The sequence below is a fragment of the Pseudomonas sp. NFACC43 genome (assembly GCF_900119645.1).
Lineage (GTDB): Bacteria > Pseudomonadota > Gammaproteobacteria > Pseudomonadales > Pseudomonadaceae > Aquipseudomonas.
On sequence record NZ_FPKK01000006.1, the window covers coordinates 260,834 to 277,161 of the forward strand.

The following is a 16,328-nucleotide window of genomic DNA, read 5'->3' on the forward strand; positions in this document are numbered from 1 at the left end:
TGTGTCCCGGAGAAAAATGGCAGGGAATCGGACAGCGCATGCTGGCCCGACGGCATGACCGCCGTCGCCGCAGTACAGCCGTTGGGCACTACGCTGCGGGGTCGGTATGCTAGCATATGCACCCCGCTAAACACTCATTCCTGCGACGTGAAGCGTTCTCAGGATGACCATGAATTGTTCGAGAGTTCTGTCGATGACCAATCCTTCCCGGATAGATGAACTGAAGACCTTGGTTGAACCTGGCAAGGTCTTGACCGACGCCGACTCCCTGAACGCTTATGGCAAGGACTGGACCAAACACTTCGCCCCCGCCCCCACCGCCATCGTCTTCCCCAAGACGATCGAGCAGGTCCAGGCCATCGTCCGCTGGGCCAACGAGCACAAGGTCGCCCTGGTACCGTCGGGCGGACGCACCGGGCTCTCGGCCGCAGCCGTGGCGGCCAACGGTGAAGTGGTGGTGTCTTTCGACTACATGAACCAGATCCTCGACGTGAACCTCACCGATCGCACTGCGGTGTGCCAGCCGGGCGTGGTCACCGAACAGTTGCAGAACAAGGCCGAAGAGCACGGCCTGTATTATCCAGTGGATTTCGCATCGGCCGGATCCAGCCAGATTGGCGGCAATATCGGCACCAATGCCGGCGGTATCAAGGTCATTCGCTATGGCATGACCCGCAACTGGGTCGCGGGCCTGAAAGTCGTCACCGGCAAGGGCGACCTGCTGGAACTGAACAAGGACCTGATCAAGAACGCCACCGGCTATGACCTGCGGCAGTTGTTCATCGGTGCCGAGGGCACCCTCGGTTTCGTGGTCGAAGCCACCATGCGCCTGGACCGGGCGCCGAAGAACCTCACGGCGATGGTACTCGGCACCCCGGACTTCGACTCGATCATGCCGGTGCTCCACGCATTCCAGGGCAAGCTCGACCTGACCGCATTCGAATTCTTCTCCGACAAGGCCCTGGCCAAAGTCCTGGGCCGGGGCGACGTACCGGTGCCGTTCGAGACCGAATGCCCGTTCTACGCCTTGCTGGAATTCGAAGCCACTACCGAAGACGTCGCCAATCACGCCCTGGAAACCTTCGAGCACTGTGTGGAACAGGGCTGGGTACTGGACGGCGTGATGAGCCAGAGCGAAACCCAGCTGCAGAACCTGTGGAAACTGCGCGAGTACATCTCCGAAACCATTTCCCACTGGACACCCTACAAGAACGATATCTCGGTGACCGTCTCGAAGGTGCCGGGATTCCTGCGGGAAATAGATGCGATCGTCGGCGAACACTATCCAGATTTCGAAATCGTCTGGTTCGGTCACATTGGCGACGGTAACCTGCACCTGAACATCCTCAAGCCGGAAAACCTCGAGAAGGATGAATTCTTCGCCAAATGCGCCACCGTGAACAAATGGGTCTTTGAAACGGTGGAGAAGTACAACGGCTCGATTTCCGCGGAACACGGCGTAGGCATGACCAAGCGTGACTACCTGACCTACAGCCGCTCACCGGTCGAGATCGAATACATGAAAGCCGTCAAGGCAGCGTTCGATCCGAACGGCATCATGAACCCGGGCAAGATCTTCGCTGTTTGAATCAACGAACCAGGAGTCGGTAATGAGCTATCAGCACCAGTATGTCGACGGTACCCGCATTCATTTCCCGGTAGGGAAAGTGGTGTGCATTGGCCGTAACTATGCCGAACACGCCAAGGAGCTGGACAACCCGGTCCCTACGGAACCCCTGCTGTTCATCAAGCCGGGCAGTTGCGTGGTGCCACTGGAAGGCGGCTTCAGCATCCCTGTCGAACGCGGCTCGGTGCACTACGAAGCGGAAATCGCCGTGCTGATCGGCAAGCCATTGTCCACCCGGCCGAGCGTCGAGGAAGTATTGGACGCCATCTCCGGCTTCGCCCCTGCCCTGGACCTGACCCTTCGGGACAAGCAGGCCGAGCTCAAGGCCAAGGGCCTGCCATGGGAAATCGCCAAATCCTTCGACGGCGCGGCGGTGATCGCCCCGTTCGTGTCCAACGCCACCTTCGTCGACCTGACCGACATTCCCGTGCGCCTGACTATCAATGGTCAAGTGCGCCAGGATGGCAACAGCAGCATGATGCTCAACCCCATCGTGCCGATGATCCAGCACATGGCCGGCTGCTTCTCGCTGCAGGCCGGCGACGTGATCCTCACCGGCACCCCGGCGGGCGTCGGCCCGTTGAACGTGGGTGACGAGCTGGTGCTGGAGCTGCCGGGCGCTTGCCGCTTCGAAAGCAGCGTCCGCTGAGAGCCATTCGACTGGCAGGGGCTGGCTCGCCAGCGCCCTGCAGAAGGTCGTTTCTTCCAATCTGAAGCCGACTCAACGCTTCAGCAGCGCATCCTCGAAACATATGCCGCCACCTGCTCGACCACGGCTATTGCATCAGCGTAATCCGGCTCGTCGTTGCTGTTATCGAAGCTTCCTGCATCGTCCATGTTCTGGATCAATACGCCATCGCGACGAGGCATGACCAGGAAGTCCTGCGCCCGCAGCCCATACCTGACTTCGGGTTGCGGTACCAGGCGCACTGTCTGTCCACGCACAGGAATTATCGTGTGGTCGTTGAACAACAGCTTCGCGCCATACCCTGTCGCGTTGATCAACGTGTCTTCGGGCAACACCAGGAGTTCATCCGGATGGGTAAACTCCTGGATTTTTATCTGGCCTCCCGCGTCCAGGAAATCAGTCATCAGCGAGCTGGCGTAAGACGTGATGTTGAACATCAAGCTCGTCCATCCACGCGCGTAAGGCGCAGGAAACGGATGGCTTCCAGGTGGCAGCTCCACTTGAGGGGGCAAGAACTTCCTGGCGAACTCCGCATATTCGGGCTCCCGGGCATCTTTTGTTCGCGCCGGCTTTTCCTCGGACGAGAATGGAACATCGGACAACCTGTAGCCATTGACCCACTCGATCGAGCTGCCAGGCAGTTGCGCCACACGTTGGAATTGGCTGAATGAAGCATCCGCCATCTCGTTCCAGCGCGACGCCCAAGCCGGGCCATGCTGGACGTCGCAGAACCGGGAATCGGGCGACCATATTCCCGTGGCGCCCATGGACGGTACCCCGGGAGGAAGGGCCTTGGCATAGATGCAGACAGATAGACCCGCTTGCTGGGCCAATAGCGCAGAGGTCAGGCCAAGCGGGCCGCAACCGATGACGCCGAGAGCGCGAAGCGTTTCTCGGCCGGCCGAGGCGGCGTATGCCAGGCGTAGCGCCTGCATGCTCGATCCCCAGCTCAGTGACCAGCCACAACCGCCATGGCCATAGTTATGAACGATGAGTTTCGACCCCAGCTGTTGCGCCTCGATACGCGGCCCGGCATGACGGAAAGGCCGTGCACAAGCGTATACTCCGGCTATCCGGCCCAGGTGCGCGTTGATCGGCCTGAGCTCTTCACAAGCTGGGGGAGCGGCGGGAAAGAGCGGTCGGGGCCCCTGTGTCTGAAGCTGCCTGCAGCTCAGCAGTATTGAAGTTGAAGCCAGAGCCAACGTCCCACCCAGAACAAATCGGCGTCGATTCACACATCATCCCTGTTTTTGATCGATATTGATGGTGCCTGGATCGGCAGGCTAGGTTAGCTGCTCCCCTCACTCAACGACTTTTGAATTGCATGATGTGTAGCCAGGGGCGCTCCGCACATCCCTTGACCATCAGGTTGAGGCGTCCGCGACAAACGCTGCCATCGCGCACTGATCGTCTGACGAAACACCGTGGGCAAAACCGCTGGCGAAAAAAAACACACTGACGAACGGCTGGATCACAAGGCATTGCCGCCATTTACCGTTTTTTTCACATCCTATCTGGATAATTCCTGGGCTTGCGGCGTCTGAGCCGGTCCCAATCGTGGTATTACCCTCAGCCTGAATTCTGGAATACACCTCTCGATGGCCACCCCACCAATGCCCGCCCTTAAAGTTGCCCGCCGCCCGCGCTTTCTCACCGGCTGGTATGTCTGGCCTTTGCTGGCCGCCGTCGCGTATGGCCTGGCATTCGCGATGCATTGGGACGATCGCGGCATGTTGTGGCTGTCGGAACATTTCAAGAGTCCGGCCCAGCGCCAGGACAGCATCTGGCTACCCGACTACCGCGCGGTGATCGATGCCAAGCCATTGCCGGGCATGGAGAAGGACGAAGCGTCCGACCTGACCTATAACCCGCAGACCAAGACCCTGTTCGCCGTCATGGGCAAGAACCCGTTCCTGGTGGAGCTGACGCTGCAGGGTGAGATGTTGCGCAAGATGCCACTGGTGGGCTGGAACAATCCCGAAGGTGTGTCATTCATGGGCAATGGACTGCTGGCCATTACCGATGAGCGCTCGCATTCGCTGTCGATCGTCCAGGTCGATGCGAATACGCGCGAGCTGAACATCGCCGACTTTCCCCAGTACGACCTCGGCCCATCGGAAAACCAGAACAAGGGATTCGAGGCGGTGGCCTGGGACCCACGCAACCAGCAACTGGTACTGGGCGAGGAACGTCCAGCGGCGTTATTCATCTGGAAAAGCAACGGCAGCCAGTTGCTCAAGGGCGATAAACAGATCCATGCCAGCGATGAACTGGACCTGCGCAACCTGTCGGCCCTGGCGATAGACCCGCGCACTGGCCATACGCTGGTGCTGTCGTCCGACTCGCATTTGTTGCTGGAGCTGGATGAGAAAGGCCAGCAGGTCAGCTTCATGACCCTGCTGGGCGGTTTCAACGGGCTGAAGGATACGGTCCCTCGCGCCGAGGGCGTGACCCTGGATGAAGCCGGCAATCTGTACATGGTCAGCGAGCCGAACCTGTTCTATCGTTTCGAGAAATAAGCTGATCGGCCAGCTCTGTAAGGTAATTCGTCCTTCGCTGTAGGGTGTGGCACACCGCCATTAAGCTTCAGTTCAGGCAGGCGTGATATTTCAACCCCCTGTTCTTATCCGAGCCCACCCTCATGCGCCGACTTGCCCGTCCCAAGCCCTTGATTCTGATGCTGCTGGCGATCGCCCTGATCGTCCTGATCGCAGCGGGTCAATACCTGCGTCTGTTCGAGCGCGCCTGGTTCAACCTCAACACTTTCTGGCAGCCCACCAGCGAGCAAGCCATCGGCCTCGACCAATACCGCGTCACCCTGGAAGCACAGGTGATCGAAGGGCTGGATGACGATGTCTCGGCACTGACGTTCGATCCGGTCCGCAAGAGCCTGTTCACGGTTACCAACAACAACGCCGAGCTGATCGAACTGTCCCTGGACGGCAAAATCCTGCGGCGCATGGCGCTGATCGGTTTCGGCGACCCGGAGGCGGTGGAGTTCATCAGCGAAAACACCTACGTCATCAGTGACGAGCGCCAGCAGCGCCTGATCAAGATCCACCTGGACGAAGACACCCGGTTCCTCGATGCCGCCGATGCGGAGCAGATGACCCTTGGCGTGCACATGAGCGGTAACAAGGGATTCGAAGGACTGGCTTATGACTCGGTGGGCAAGCGGCTGTTCGTGGCGAAGGAACGCGACCCGATGCTGATTTATGAAGTCCAGGGGTTCCCTCATCACAAACCAGAAAAGTCCTACGCAGTTCACGTCATCAATAACCCCAAGCGCGATGCCGGGCTGTTCGTGCGCGATCTCTCGAGCCTGCAATACGATGAGCGCAGCGGCCATTTGCTGGCGCTGTCCGATGAGTCGCGACTGATCATCGAGCTGGATATCGACGGTCGCCCGCTGAGCACGCTGTCCTTGAGCAAGGGTCGCCAGGGCCTGCAAAAGACCGTGCCCCAGGCCGAGGGCGTTGCCATGGACGACGACGGCAACCTCTATGTGGTGAGCGAGCCGAACCTGTTCTACGTGTTCAAGAAGCCGCAGCCCGATTGACAGGAATCGAAATGCTGTGGCGAAGGGATTAGCGAAACGTCGCATCTCCCCTCGTCACGACAGCGCCAGTCACACCATCGGATCAGGCCTTGAGGGTCTTCACACCTTCCGGCGTTCCCAGCAACAGCACATCCGCCGGCCGCGCGGCGAACAGACCGTTGGTGACGACGCCGACGATGGCGTTGATCTGGCGCTCAAGCTCAACCGGCTGGGTGATCTGCAGGTTGTGGACATCCAGGATGATGTTGCCGTTATCGGTCAGCACACCCTCGCGATACACCGGATCGCCACCGAGCTTGACCAGTTGGCGGGCCACATGGCTGCGGGCCATCGGGATGACTTCCACTGGCAACGGAAATGCGCCGAGCACCGGCACCAGCTTGCTGGCATCGGCGATGCAGATGAAGGTCCTGGCCACGGCCGCGACGATTTTCTCGCGCGTCAGCGCCGCGCCGCCACCCTTGATCAGGTTCAGGTGCGCGTCGCTTTCGTCGGCGCCATCGACGTAGAACTCCAGGTCGCTCACCGTATTGAGCTCATACACCGGGATCCCGTGGCCCTTGAGCCGCGCGGCGGTGGCTTCGGAGCTGGCGACCGCGCCGTCGAACGCGCCCTTGTGCCGGGCCAGCGCATCGATGAAGCAATTGGCCGTGGAGCCGGTGCCGACCCCGATGATGCTCTTGTCATCCAGCTGCGGGAGGATGAGGTCGACAGCGGCCTGGGCCACGGCCTGTTTGAGTTGATCCTGGGTCATGCGGGCTCCGGAAACGGGCAGGGAGTAGAGAGGGGCGCGAGTATAACCCAACAAAACCTCGGGATTCGTGTGGTCGCCCGGCCAAAAGCCGGGTTAGACTCCTTGGCCCTGCCCAACCCGCCCAGTGATGCTTTCCGATGCTCGAACAGTACGTCAAAAAGATCCTCAACTCGCGCGTCTACGACGTGGCCGTGGAAACCCCGCTGCAGAACGCCCGCCAGCTCTCCGAACGGCTGGGCAACAGCATCTGGCTCAAGCGCGAAGACCTGCAACCGGTGTTCTCGTTCAAGATTCGCGGGGCCTACAACAAGCTGACCCAACTCAGCGACGAGGAACGCGCCCGCGGCGTGGTCACGGCTTCGGCGGGCAACCATGCCCAAGGCCTGGCCCTGGCAGCCAAGGTACTGGGCGTGAAGGCCACCATCGTGATGCCCAAGACCACGCCGGAAATCAAGGTCGAAGGCGTGCGCTCCCGTGGCGGCCGGGTGGTGCTGCATGGCGACTCGTTCCCCGAGGCCCTGGCCTATTCGTTGAAACTGGTCGATGAAAAAGGCTACGTCTACATTCATCCTTATGACGATCCCCACACCATTGCCGGGCAGGGCACCGTGGCCATGGAGATCCTGCGCCAGCACCCGGCGCCCCTGGATGCGATATTCGTCCCGGTGGGGGGTGGCGGGTTGATCGCCGGTATCGCGGCCTACGTGAAATACCTGCGGCCGGACATCAGGATCATCGGCGTCGAGCCGGACGATTCCAACTGCCTGCAGGCCGCCATGGCTGCCGGCGAACGCGTGGTACTGCCCAGCGTCGGACTGTTTGCCGACGGTGTCGCCGTGGCGCAGATCGGCCAGCACACCTTCGATATCTGCAAGCATCACGTGGACGAAGTGATCACCGTCAGCACCGACGAGATCTGTGCCGCCATCAAGGATATCTATGACGATACCCGCTCGATCACCGAGCCGGCCGGGGCGCTGGGCGTAGCGGGAATCAAGAAGTACGTCGAATCGCGCGGCATCAGCGGGCAGACCCTGATCGCCATCGAATCCGGCGCCAACATCAACTTCGATCGCCTGCGCCACGTGGCCGAGCGCGCCGAGCTGGGCGAAGGCCGGGAGGCGATCATCGCGGTCACCATTCCCGAACAACCGGGCAGCTTCAAGGCATTCTGCGAAGCCATCGGCAAGCGCCAGATCACCGAATTCAACTACCGCTACAACACCGGCAGCGAAGCGCACATTTTCGTCGGCGTGCAGACGCATCCGGAAAACGATCCGCGCAGCGCCCTGATCGCCAGTCTGACCGAGCAGGGTTTCCCGGTACTGGACCTCACCGACAACGAATTGGCCAAGTTGCACATCCGCCATATGGTGGGCGGGCACGCGGCCCATGTCATCGACGAAATGGTACTGCGCTTCGAGTTTCCGGAGCGACCGGGCGCGCTGTTCAACTTCCTCAACAAACTGGGCGGGCGCTGGAACATCTCGATGTTCCACTACCGCAACCATGGCGCAGCGGATGGCCGGGTCGTCGCAGGGCTGCAAGTGCCTCATGACGAACGTCATCTGGTCCCTGCCGCCCTGGAGGCGATCGGCTATCCATTCTGGGACGAGAGCGACAACCCGGCCTATCAGCTGTTTCTCGGCTGAAGGGCTACGCTCAAAGGCAAGCCATAAGGAAGCGAACGATGGAAACGTTAACCGCTCTCAAGGTCGCCCATGTCCTGGCGACGGTGTTGTTGCTGGCCGGTGCGGCGGGGCTGGCCATCTGGGTCTGGCGTGCTCGCCGTGGCGGTGATGCGACGGCGCACACCCGCACGCTGCAAAGACCGCTGGTGTTCATCTGGCTGTTGATGGGCCTGGCGCTGGCGAGCATGCCGTTCACCGGCTGGTGGATGGTGCATCAGGTGGGATGGCCGCTGGGGCAGACCTGGTTGCTGGCTTCCAGCGTGCTGTACACCGCGGCGACACTGGCGGGGTTCTGGCTGTTGGTGCGGTTGAACAGGTTGCGCACGCTGCCGGCGGCGGGCAATGGCAAATTCACCCTGGCCCTGGCGCTGTTCAGCGCCGTCTGCTTTATCGCCATTGCGGGGTTGATGGGAGCCAAGCCGGTTTAAGGTCTTGGACCGTGTCGCTTTCATCGCGAGCCAGCTCGCTCCCACAGAGGTTGCATGATCGACGCAAATCTCCTGTGGGAGCGAGCTGGCTCGCGATAGCCATTTTCAGCCGCGCAGCGAAATCACCGGCCAGCCACGCTTCTCGGCCTCGGCCCTGAGGTTCGGGTCCGGATCCACCGCCACCGGATTCGTGACTACCTCCAGCAGCGGCAAGTCATTCATCGAATCGCTATAGAAATAGCTGTTCTGCAGGGAATGCCCGGTTTCTTCCAGCCAACGGTTGAGGCGCGTCACCTTGCCCTCGCGAAAGCAGGGTATGTCAGTGCTGCGCCCGCTGTAGCGGCCGTCGATCATTTCACATTCGGTGGCGATCAGGGTCTCGACTCCCAGGCGCTCGGCAATCGGCGCGGTGACGAAACGGTTGGTGGCGGTGATGATCACCAGCTTGTCGCCGGCTGCACGGTGCTTTTCCAGCAATTCGATGGCCTGTGGCAATACGATCGGCTCGATGCAGTCGCGCATGTAGTCGAGATGCCATTGTGCCAGCACCTCCATTTCGGTGCGCCCGAGGATCTCCAGGCAGAAATTCAGGTACTCGGCGTTGTCGAGCTTGCCGGCCAGGTAATCCTGATAGAACGCATCATTGCGCGCCTTGTACGTCACGGCATCCAGGAAGCCGCGTTCACACAGGTAATCGCCCCAGGCGTGGTCGCTGTCGCCGCCCAGCAGCGTGTTGTCCAAGTCGAATAAAGCCAGCCGCATTGCAGTTACTCGCTGAAAATTCTGAAGAAAGGTGCCCAGAATACGGACTTTTCACAAGAGTGCACATAAGCTAGGCGACGTGTGTGGTCTGGCTCGTTGCTGCTTTCACAACCTTTGTGGAACAATGCGGCGACATGCGTTTGCGAGGTTGTTGCCGTGATCGATCCCGATGGTTTCCGACCCAATGTGGGGATCATTCTTACGAATGATGCAGGGCAGGTGCTATGGGCTCGCCGTATCAATCAAGACGCCTGGCAGTTTCCTCAAGGTGGAATCAACCCCCAGGAGACGCCGGAAGAAGCCTTGTACCGCGAGTTGAACGAAGAAGTGGGGCTGGAGCGTGAAGATGTCGAAATTCTCGCCTGCACCCGTGGCTGGTTGCGCTATCGTTTGCCGCAACGCCTGGTCAGGACGCACAGCCAGCCGCTGTGCATCGGCCAGAAACAGAAATGGTTTCTCCTGCGCCTGCTCTCCAACGAGCAGCGGGTGCGGATGGATTTGACCGGTAAACCGGAGTTCGATGGCTGGCGCTGGGTCAGTTATTGGTATCCGTTGGGCCAGGTGGTGACATTCAAGCGCGAGGTGTACCGACGCGCCCTCAAAGAGCTTGCCCCGCGCCTGCTGACGCGCGACTGACGACGGAGTTCGACCCCGAGCCATGCTCAATACGCTGCGCAAGATCGTCCAGGAAGTCAACGCCGCCAAGGATCTCAAAGCGGCGTTGGGGATTATTGTGTTGCGCGTCAAAGAGGCCATGGGCAGCCAGGTCTGCTCGGTCTATCTGCTGGACCCCGAGACCAACCGTTTCGTGCTGATGGCCACCGAGGGCTTGAACAAGCGCTCCATCGGCAAGGTCAGCATGGCGCCCAACGAAGGTCTGGTCGGCCTGGTCGGCACGCGCGAAGAGCCCCTGAACCTCGAAAACGCCGCGGACCACCCGCGCTATCGCTACTTCGCCGAAACCGGCGAGGAGCGCTACGCCTCGTTCCTCGGGGCACCGATCATTCACCACCGCCGTGTCGTCGGCGTACTGGTCATCCAGCAAAAGGAGCGTCGCCAGTTCGACGAAGGCGAAGAAGCCTTCCTCGTGACCATGAGCGCGCAACTGGCCGGGGTTATCGCCCATGCCGAGGCCACCGGTTCGATCAGCGGCCTGGGACGCCAGGGCAAGGGCATCCAGGAAGCCAAGTTCGTCGGCGTGCCGGGCTCGCCGGGCGCGGCGGTGGGTACCGCGGTGGTCATGCTGCCGCCTGCCGACCTCGACGTCGTGCCGGACAAGGCCATCAGTGACATCAATGCCGAACTGGCGCTGTTCAAGACTGCCATCGAAGGCGTGCGGGCCGACATGCGGGCCCTCTCGGCCAAGCTGGCGACTCAGCTGCGTCCGGAAGAGCGCGCGCTGTTCGACGTCTACCTGATGATGCTCGACGACGCCTCGCTGGGCAGCGAGGTGACCACGGTCATCAAGACCGGCCAATGGGCCCAGGGCGCGTTGCGCCAGGTGGTGACCGACCACGTCAACCGTTTCGAACTGATGGACGACGCCTACCTGCGTGAGCGCGCTTCCGACGTCAAGGACCTCGGCCGCCGGTTGCTCGCCTACCTGCAGCAGGAACGCCAGCAGACCCTGGTCTACCCGGACAACACCATCCTGGTCAGCGAAGAGCTGACCCCGGCCATGCTCGGCGAGGTGCCCGAGGGCAAGCTGGCGGGGCTGGTGTCGGTATTGGGCTCGGGCAACTCCCACGTGGCGATCCTGGCCCGTGCCATGGGCATCCCGACGGTGATGGGCCTGGTGGACCTGCCGTATTCCAAGGTCGACGGCATCCAGATGATCGTCGATGGCTACCACGGCGAGGTCTACACCAACCCCAGCGAAGTGCTGCGCAAGCAGTTCTCCGATGTGGTGGAGGAAGAAAAGCAACTGTCCCTGGGCCTGGATGCGCTGCGGGACCTGCCTTGCGTGACGCTCGACGGCCATCGCATGCCGCTGTGGGTCAACACCGGCCTGCTGGCCGACGTGGCCCGGGCGCAGAAGCGCGGCGCCGAGGGTGTGGGCCTGTACCGCACCGAAGTCCCCTTCATGATCAACCAGCGCTTCCCCAGCGAAAAGGAACAACTGGCGATCTACCGTGAACAGCTGGCCGCATTCCACCCGCAACCGGTGACCATGCGCAGCCTGGACATCGGCGGCGACAAGTCCCTGTCCTACTTCCCCATCAAGGAAGACAACCCGTTCCTGGGCTGGCGCGGCATCCGCGTGACCCTCGACCACCCGGAGATCTTCCTGGTCCAGGCCCGCGCCATGCTCAAGGCCAGCGAAGGCCTGAACAACCTGCGCATCCTGTTGCCGATGATCTCCGGCACCCATGAACTGGAAGAAGCCCTGCACCTGATCCACCGGGCCTGGGGCGAAGTCCGCGACGAAGGCACCGATGTGCCGATGCCTCCGGTCGGCGTGATGATCGAGATCCCGGCGGCGGTGTACCAGACCAAGGAGCTGGCGCGGCAGGTGGACTTCCTGTCGGTGGGCTCCAACGACCTGACCCAGTACCTGCTGGCGGTGGACCGCAACAACCCGCGGGTAGCCGACCTTTACGACTATCTGCATCCGGCCGTGCTGCAGGCCCTGCAGAACGTGGTGCGCGACGCCCATGCCGAAGGCAAGCCGGTGAGCATCTGCGGTGAAATGGCCGGGGATCCGGCGGCAGCGGTGCTGCTCATGGCGATGGGTTTCGACAGCCTGTCGATGAACGCCACCAACCTGCCAAAAGTGAAATGGATGCTGCGCCAGATCAACCTCAGCAAGGCCCAGGAACTGCTGGCGGAAGTGATGACCATCGACAATCCGCAAGTAATTCACAGCTCCTTGCAACTGGCGCTGAAAAACCTTGGGCTGGCGCGGATGATCAATCCGGCTTCGAACAAGACCCTCTGATCCTGCGGCGCTCCTGTCGCGAGCAAGCTCGCTCCCACAGTGATCTCGGTTGTTCACAGCGTTTGTGTTCACTGACGATCTACTGTGGGAGCGAGCTTGCTCGCGATGAGGCCAGCAATGACACGGCAAACTAGACTCTGTACGAAACAGTCTTGAGAAGAAGGTCAGGCAGTGTTCAACGCAGCATGAACGAGTATCAAGGCTTTTCGTACAGAGCCTAGACCTTGAGCTCCACCTCCCCCAGATGCCCCCCATGCGGCCCGAAACTGCGCTCGACCAGGTGTCGGGTTCCATCGGCATGGACAATCAACGCCGTGCTCGCTCGCGTCCCGTAGGCGGGGCTGGCAATGAACACACTGGACAGCAACGTCTCGGTCGCCAGCCCCACGCCCGTGTCGGGCAAGTCAGCCACCGGTGCGGGCTGCGGGTCGTTCAGCAGAGCCAGCAATGACTCGGGCCGCGGATCGTCCAACACCTCGGCCAGCGCGGCGCGGGCCTTGAGCAACTTGGGCCAGGGCGTGTTCAGCCCGGCGTTCGACAAGCCATAGACCCCCTCGGCCAAGCGTTGTGGCCGGGCATCGCGAGCATTGTGATGCCACAGCTCGGAGCCGTCGCCGAGCAACAGGTTGAACCCGCCATATTCGCCAGCGCGAGGGACGATTTCGCTGAAGTATTCGGCAATCGAGAGATGCCCGGTCAGGAACCGCGCCACCAGTTCACCCCGCGACTTGAACGCCGGCATCTGGCCCGGGTCGCGGATATTGGTCAAGGCCGCGAAACGGCCACCGGCAGCCACGCCGAGCCAGGTGCCTCCAGCCTCCAGGTCACGGCCAGCATGGACCTGCGGCGCGTCAGGCCACTGGGCCAGGGGCAAGGTCGGCCGGGCGTAGAACTCGTCGCGGTTGGCCGCCACGATCAGCGGCTGGGCATGCCCAGGTCGCCAGGCAAATACGATCAAGCACATCAGGTTGTCCCGTTAAAAAATGAACCGAACACTCCGCTTTCGTGGATCACTTTACCCACACAATCGGCCGGCATCCATCGCCTTCAGTGGAGCCGGGGGCCACGGATCCGTTACCATGCCGCTCTTGTTTGGGGGATGGGCGGGGAGACGCCGGTGGAATTTGTGCTCTATCTGCTGCTCGGCGCCTGCGCCGGCGTGCTGGCCGGGCTGTTCGGCGTGGGTGGCGGGATCATCATAGTCCCGGTACTGGTGTTCAGTTTCACCTTGCAGGGCTTCGATCCGCAGGTGTTGACGCACCTGGCCGTCGGTACATCCCTGGCGTCGATCATCTTCACCTCGGTCAATGCCGTGCGTGAGCACCAGCGCAAAGGCGCGGTGCGCTGGCCGATCTTCGCCTGGATGACCGTCGGGATCCTGATGGGCGCCGGTTTCGGCGCGATCACCGCCGAGGCGATTGCCGGCCCGCACCTGCAGAAAATCATCGGCGTGTTCGCCCTGGTCGTCGCCGCGCAGTTGGGCCTGGATCTCAAGCCCAAGGCCAGCCGTACGGTACCGGGCAAGGCCGGGCTGACCCTGGCAGGCACCGTGATCGGCTGGGCTTCGGCGATCTTCGGCATTGGCGGCGGCTCGCTGACCGTCCCTTTCCTGACCTGGCGCAGCGTGCCGATGCAGCAGGCGGTCGCGACATCGTCGGCGTGCGGCTTGCCGATCGCCCTGGCCAGCGCATTGAGTTTCATGATTCTTGGCTGGCAAGATCCCTTGTTGCCGGCCCATAGTCTGGGCTTTGTCTACCTGCCGGCCTTACTGGGCATCGCCCTGACCAGCATGGTTTTCGCCCGTATCGGCGCGCGCCTGGCCCACCGCCTGTCGCCGCGCCTGCTCAAGCGAATGTTCGCCGCCTTGCTGTTCTGCGTGGGGCTGAGTTTCCTGTTCTGACGCAATACTGGCTTAATCCCGGGATGCCAGCCTCCCCCGGGCATTTTTGACGTTTACGAGGAATATCCATGCTGCCTTACCCGCAGATCGATCCGGTGGCCCTGGCCATCGGTCCGCTGAAAATCCACTGGTACGGCCTGATGTACCTGATCGGCATCGGCGGCGCCTGGCTGCTGGCATCGCGTCGGCTGAACCGTTTCGATCCCACCTGGAACAAGGAAAAACTGTCCGACCTGGTGTTCTGGTTGTCCATGGGTGTGATCGTCGGCGGACGCCTGGGCTACGTGCTGTTCTACGACCTGAGTGCCTACCTGGCCAACCCGACGTTGATCTTCGAGGTCTGGAAAGGCGGCATGTCGTTCCACGGCGGCTTCATCGGCGTGATGCTGGCAGCGCTCTGGTTCGGCAAGCGCAACAATAAATCGTTCTTCGAACTGATGGACTTCGTCGCCCCCATGGTGCCCATCGGCCTGGGCGCCGGGCGCATCGGCAACTTCATCAACGCCGAATTGTGGGGCAAGCCAACCGACGTCCCGTGGGCGATGATTTTCCCGCCGTTCAGCGACCCGGCGCAGTTGCCGCGCCACCCGTCGCAGCTTTATCAGTTCGCCCTCGAAGGCGTGGCACTATTCCTCATTCTCTGGCTGTTCTCGCGCAAGCCGCGGCCGACCATGGCGGTGTCGGGCATGTTTGCCCTGTTCTATGGCATCTTCCGCTTTATCGTTGAATTCGTCCGCGTACCGGATGCCCAGCTCGGCTACCTGGCGTGGAACTGGCTGACCATGGGCCAGGTGCTGTGCCTGCCGATGATCATCGGCGGACTGGTGCTGATCTGGCTGGCTTATCGCCGGGCGCCGGCTGCGGCCGCCAAGGTTTAAATTCGAATGCCGGAGCGCCGCTCCGGACTCAAGGACACAGGTAACACATGAAGCAATATCTCGATCTGGTGGCCAATGTCATCGAGCATGGCACCCGGCAAGCCAACCGCACGGGAGTGAACACCATCAGCCTCCCCGGCGCCATGCTGCGCTATGACCTGAAGGACGGTTTCCCGGCCATCACCACCCGCAAGCTGGCCTTCAAGTCGGCCATCGGCGAGATGTGCGGCTTCTTGCGCGGCGTGAACAACGCCGCCGAATTCCGCGCCCTGGGCTGCAAGGTCTGGGACCAGAACGCCAACGAAAATACCCAGTGGCTGGCCAACCCGTTCCGCCAGGGCGAAGACGACCTGGGCGAGATCTACGGCGTGCAATGGCGCAAGTGGCCGGCCTACAAGCAGATCCCCCTGAGCAACCCGGCGGCCATCGAGCAGACCCTGGCCCAGGGCTACCGGCGGATCGCCGAGGGTGAGGAGAACGGCCAGGCTTACGTGGTGCTGTACAAGGCCATCGACCAGGTGCGCCAGTGCGTCGACACCATCATCAAGGACCCGGGCAGCCGGCGTATCCTGTTCCATGGCTGGAACTGTGCGCAGCTCGATGAAATGGCCTTGCCGCCGTGCCACCTGCTGTACCAGTTCCACCCGAATGTCGAGACGAAGGAAATCTCCCTGACCCTCTACATCCGCTCCAACGACCTGGGCCTGGGCACGCCGTTCAACCTCACCGAGGGGGCCGCGCTGTTGAGCCTGATCGGCCGCCTGACCGGCTACACGCCACGCTGGTTCACCTACTTCATCGGTGACGCCCACGTCTACGAAAACCATCTGGACATGCTCAAGGAACAGCTCAAGCGCGAGCCGTTCCCGATGCCGAGACTGGTGATTTCCGAGCGGGTGCCGGAGTTTGCCAAGACTGGCGTTTACCAGCCTGAGTGGCTCGAACTGGTGGAGCCCGGCGATTTCTCCCTGGAAGGCTACCAGCACCATGCGCCGATGACAGCGCCGATGGCGGTCTGAGCAACGCCACCATCCCTTGCGGGAGCGAGCCTGCTCGCGATGAGGCCCTTACATTCAACCTATAGGTTGACTGCCAAGCCGCTA

At 61.7% G+C, this 16,328-nt stretch carries 15 protein-coding genes; 11 read left to right on the top strand and 4 right to left on the bottom strand.

What is annotated here, in order from left to right:
- Positions 1-193 precede the first annotated feature (193 nt).
- Both BT179_RS13235 and BT179_RS13240 read left to right on the top strand, forming a co-directional pair.
- Entirely contained in the window at positions 194-1,588 is a 1,395-nt protein-coding gene (locus tag BT179_RS13235; protein WP_072431769.1) for an FAD-binding oxidoreductase, read from the top strand.
- 22 nt (positions 1,589-1,610) lie between these two features.
- Positions 1,611-2,276 carry a fumarylacetoacetate hydrolase family protein gene (locus BT179_RS13240; protein ID WP_072431770.1) on the top strand — a complete coding sequence of 222 codons (666 nt, stop codon included), beginning with the start codon at positions 1,611-1,613 and terminating at the stop codon, positions 2,274-2,276.
- Positions 2,277-2,356: 80 nt separating this feature from the next.
- Here the strand turns inward: BT179_RS13240 and BT179_RS13245 are convergent, their stop codons facing one another.
- On the bottom strand, positions 2,357-3,250 hold the full coding sequence (locus BT179_RS13245; protein ID WP_207956647.1) for an FAD-dependent oxidoreductase: 894 nt from the start codon (positions 3,248-3,250) through the stop codon (positions 2,357-2,359).
- 663 nt (positions 3,251-3,913) lie between these two features.
- Between BT179_RS13245 and BT179_RS13250 the strand changes: the two genes are divergently transcribed.
- Both BT179_RS13250 and BT179_RS13255 read left to right on the top strand, forming a co-directional pair.
- Positions 3,914-4,834: an SdiA-regulated domain-containing protein gene (locus BT179_RS13250; protein WP_072431772.1), complete on the top strand. Its 921-nt coding sequence runs from the start codon at positions 3,914-3,916 to the stop codon at positions 4,832-4,834.
- Positions 4,835-4,956: 122 nt separating this feature from the next.
- The gene (locus tag BT179_RS13255) at positions 4,957-5,874 is read left to right on the top strand and encodes an SdiA-regulated domain-containing protein (protein ID WP_072397701.1); all 918 of its coding nucleotides are present in this window, start codon (positions 4,957-4,959) and stop codon (positions 5,872-5,874) included.
- An 82-nt stretch (positions 5,875-5,956) separates the two neighbouring features.
- On the opposite strand, the gene rpiA is transcribed toward BT179_RS13255, so the two are convergent.
- A complete protein-coding gene (rpiA, locus tag BT179_RS13260; RefSeq protein WP_072397700.1) occupies positions 5,957-6,628 on the bottom strand; it encodes a ribose-5-phosphate isomerase RpiA in 672 nt (223 codons plus the stop codon).
- Between the two features lie 137 nt (positions 6,629-6,765).
- On the opposite strand from rpiA, the gene ilvA reads away from it, so the two are divergent.
- Together ilvA and BT179_RS13270 are read left to right on the top strand one after the other, a co-directional pair.
- Positions 6,766-8,280, top strand: coding sequence for a threonine ammonia-lyase, biosynthetic (gene ilvA, locus BT179_RS13265; RefSeq protein WP_072397699.1), 1,515 nt, complete (start codon positions 6,766-6,768; stop codon positions 8,278-8,280).
- Positions 8,281-8,318: 38 nt separating this feature from the next.
- Entirely contained in the window at positions 8,319-8,747 is a 429-nt protein-coding gene (locus tag BT179_RS13270) for a DUF2269 family protein (RefSeq protein ID WP_072431773.1), read from the top strand.
- Positions 8,748-8,852: 105 nt separating this feature from the next.
- Here the strand turns inward: BT179_RS13270 and BT179_RS13275 are convergent, their stop codons facing one another.
- Positions 8,853-9,509, bottom strand: coding sequence for a histidinol-phosphatase (locus BT179_RS13275; RefSeq protein ID WP_072397697.1), 657 nt, complete (start codon positions 9,507-9,509; stop codon positions 8,853-8,855).
- Positions 9,510-9,665: 156 nt separating this feature from the next.
- On the opposite strand from BT179_RS13275, the gene BT179_RS13280 reads away from it, so the two are divergent.
- Together BT179_RS13280 and ptsP are read left to right on the top strand one after the other, a co-directional pair.
- On the top strand, positions 9,666-10,145 hold the full coding sequence (locus tag BT179_RS13280; protein ID WP_053148065.1) for an RNA pyrophosphohydrolase: 480 nt from the start codon (positions 9,666-9,668) through the stop codon (positions 10,143-10,145).
- Between the two features lie 22 nt (positions 10,146-10,167).
- On the top strand, positions 10,168-12,447 hold the full coding sequence (ptsP, locus tag BT179_RS13285; RefSeq protein ID WP_072397696.1) for a phosphoenolpyruvate--protein phosphotransferase: 2,280 nt from the start codon (positions 10,168-10,170) through the stop codon (positions 12,445-12,447).
- A gap of 217 nt (positions 12,448-12,664) precedes the next feature.
- Here ptsP and BT179_RS13290 read toward each other — a convergent pair whose 3' ends face one another.
- The gene (locus tag BT179_RS13290; protein ID WP_072397695.1) at positions 12,665-13,411 is read right to left on the bottom strand and encodes an NRDE family protein; all 747 of its coding nucleotides are present in this window, start codon (positions 13,409-13,411) and stop codon (positions 12,665-12,667) included.
- Between the two features lie 153 nt (positions 13,412-13,564).
- Between BT179_RS13290 and BT179_RS13295 the strand changes: the two genes are divergently transcribed.
- The 3 genes from BT179_RS13295 (at position 13,565) to BT179_RS13305 (ending at position 16,244) form a co-directional block, all read left to right on the top strand.
- The gene (locus BT179_RS13295; RefSeq protein ID WP_072397777.1) at positions 13,565-14,347 is read left to right on the top strand and encodes a sulfite exporter TauE/SafE family protein; all 783 of its coding nucleotides are present in this window, start codon (positions 13,565-13,567) and stop codon (positions 14,345-14,347) included.
- A gap of 68 nt (positions 14,348-14,415) precedes the next feature.
- Positions 14,416-15,225: a prolipoprotein diacylglyceryl transferase gene (lgt, locus tag BT179_RS13300; RefSeq protein WP_072397694.1), complete on the top strand. Its 810-nt coding sequence runs from the start codon at positions 14,416-14,418 to the stop codon at positions 15,223-15,225.
- 47 nt (positions 15,226-15,272) lie between these two features.
- The gene (locus tag BT179_RS13305) at positions 15,273-16,244 is read left to right on the top strand and encodes a thymidylate synthase (RefSeq protein WP_072431774.1); all 972 of its coding nucleotides are present in this window, start codon (positions 15,273-15,275) and stop codon (positions 16,242-16,244) included.
- Positions 16,245-16,328 lie beyond the last annotated feature (84 nt).

Coding starts and splice junctions, on each gene's coding strand:
- BT179_RS13235 (WP_072431769.1), top strand. CDS start 194: ATGACCAATCCTTCCCGGATAGATGAACTGAAGACCTTGGTTGAACCT.
- BT179_RS13240 (WP_072431770.1), top strand. CDS start 1,611: ATGAGCTATCAGCACCAGTATGTCGACGGTACCCGCATTCATTTCCCG.
- BT179_RS13245 (WP_207956647.1), bottom strand. CDS start 3,250: ATGCAGGCGCTACGCCTGGCATACGCCGCCTCGGCCGGCCGAGAAACG.
- BT179_RS13250 (WP_072431772.1), top strand. CDS start 3,914: ATGGCCACCCCACCAATGCCCGCCCTTAAAGTTGCCCGCCGCCCGCGC.
- BT179_RS13255 (WP_072397701.1), top strand. CDS start 4,957: ATGCGCCGACTTGCCCGTCCCAAGCCCTTGATTCTGATGCTGCTGGCG.
- rpiA (WP_072397700.1), bottom strand. CDS start 6,628: ATGACCCAGGATCAACTCAAACAGGCCGTGGCCCAGGCCGCTGTCGAC.
- ilvA (WP_072397699.1), top strand. CDS start 6,766: ATGCTCGAACAGTACGTCAAAAAGATCCTCAACTCGCGCGTCTACGAC.
- BT179_RS13270 (WP_072431773.1), top strand. CDS start 8,319: ATGGAAACGTTAACCGCTCTCAAGGTCGCCCATGTCCTGGCGACGGTG.
- BT179_RS13275 (WP_072397697.1), bottom strand. CDS start 9,509: ATGCGGCTGGCTTTATTCGACTTGGACAACACGCTGCTGGGCGGCGAC.
- ptsP (WP_072397696.1), top strand. CDS start 10,168: ATGCTCAATACGCTGCGCAAGATCGTCCAGGAAGTCAACGCCGCCAAG.
- BT179_RS13290 (WP_072397695.1), bottom strand. CDS start 13,411: ATGTGCTTGATCGTATTTGCCTGGCGACCTGGGCATGCCCAGCCGCTG.
- lgt (WP_072397694.1), top strand. CDS start 14,416: ATGCTGCCTTACCCGCAGATCGATCCGGTGGCCCTGGCCATCGGTCCG.
- BT179_RS13305 (WP_072431774.1), top strand. CDS start 15,273: ATGAAGCAATATCTCGATCTGGTGGCCAATGTCATCGAGCATGGCACC.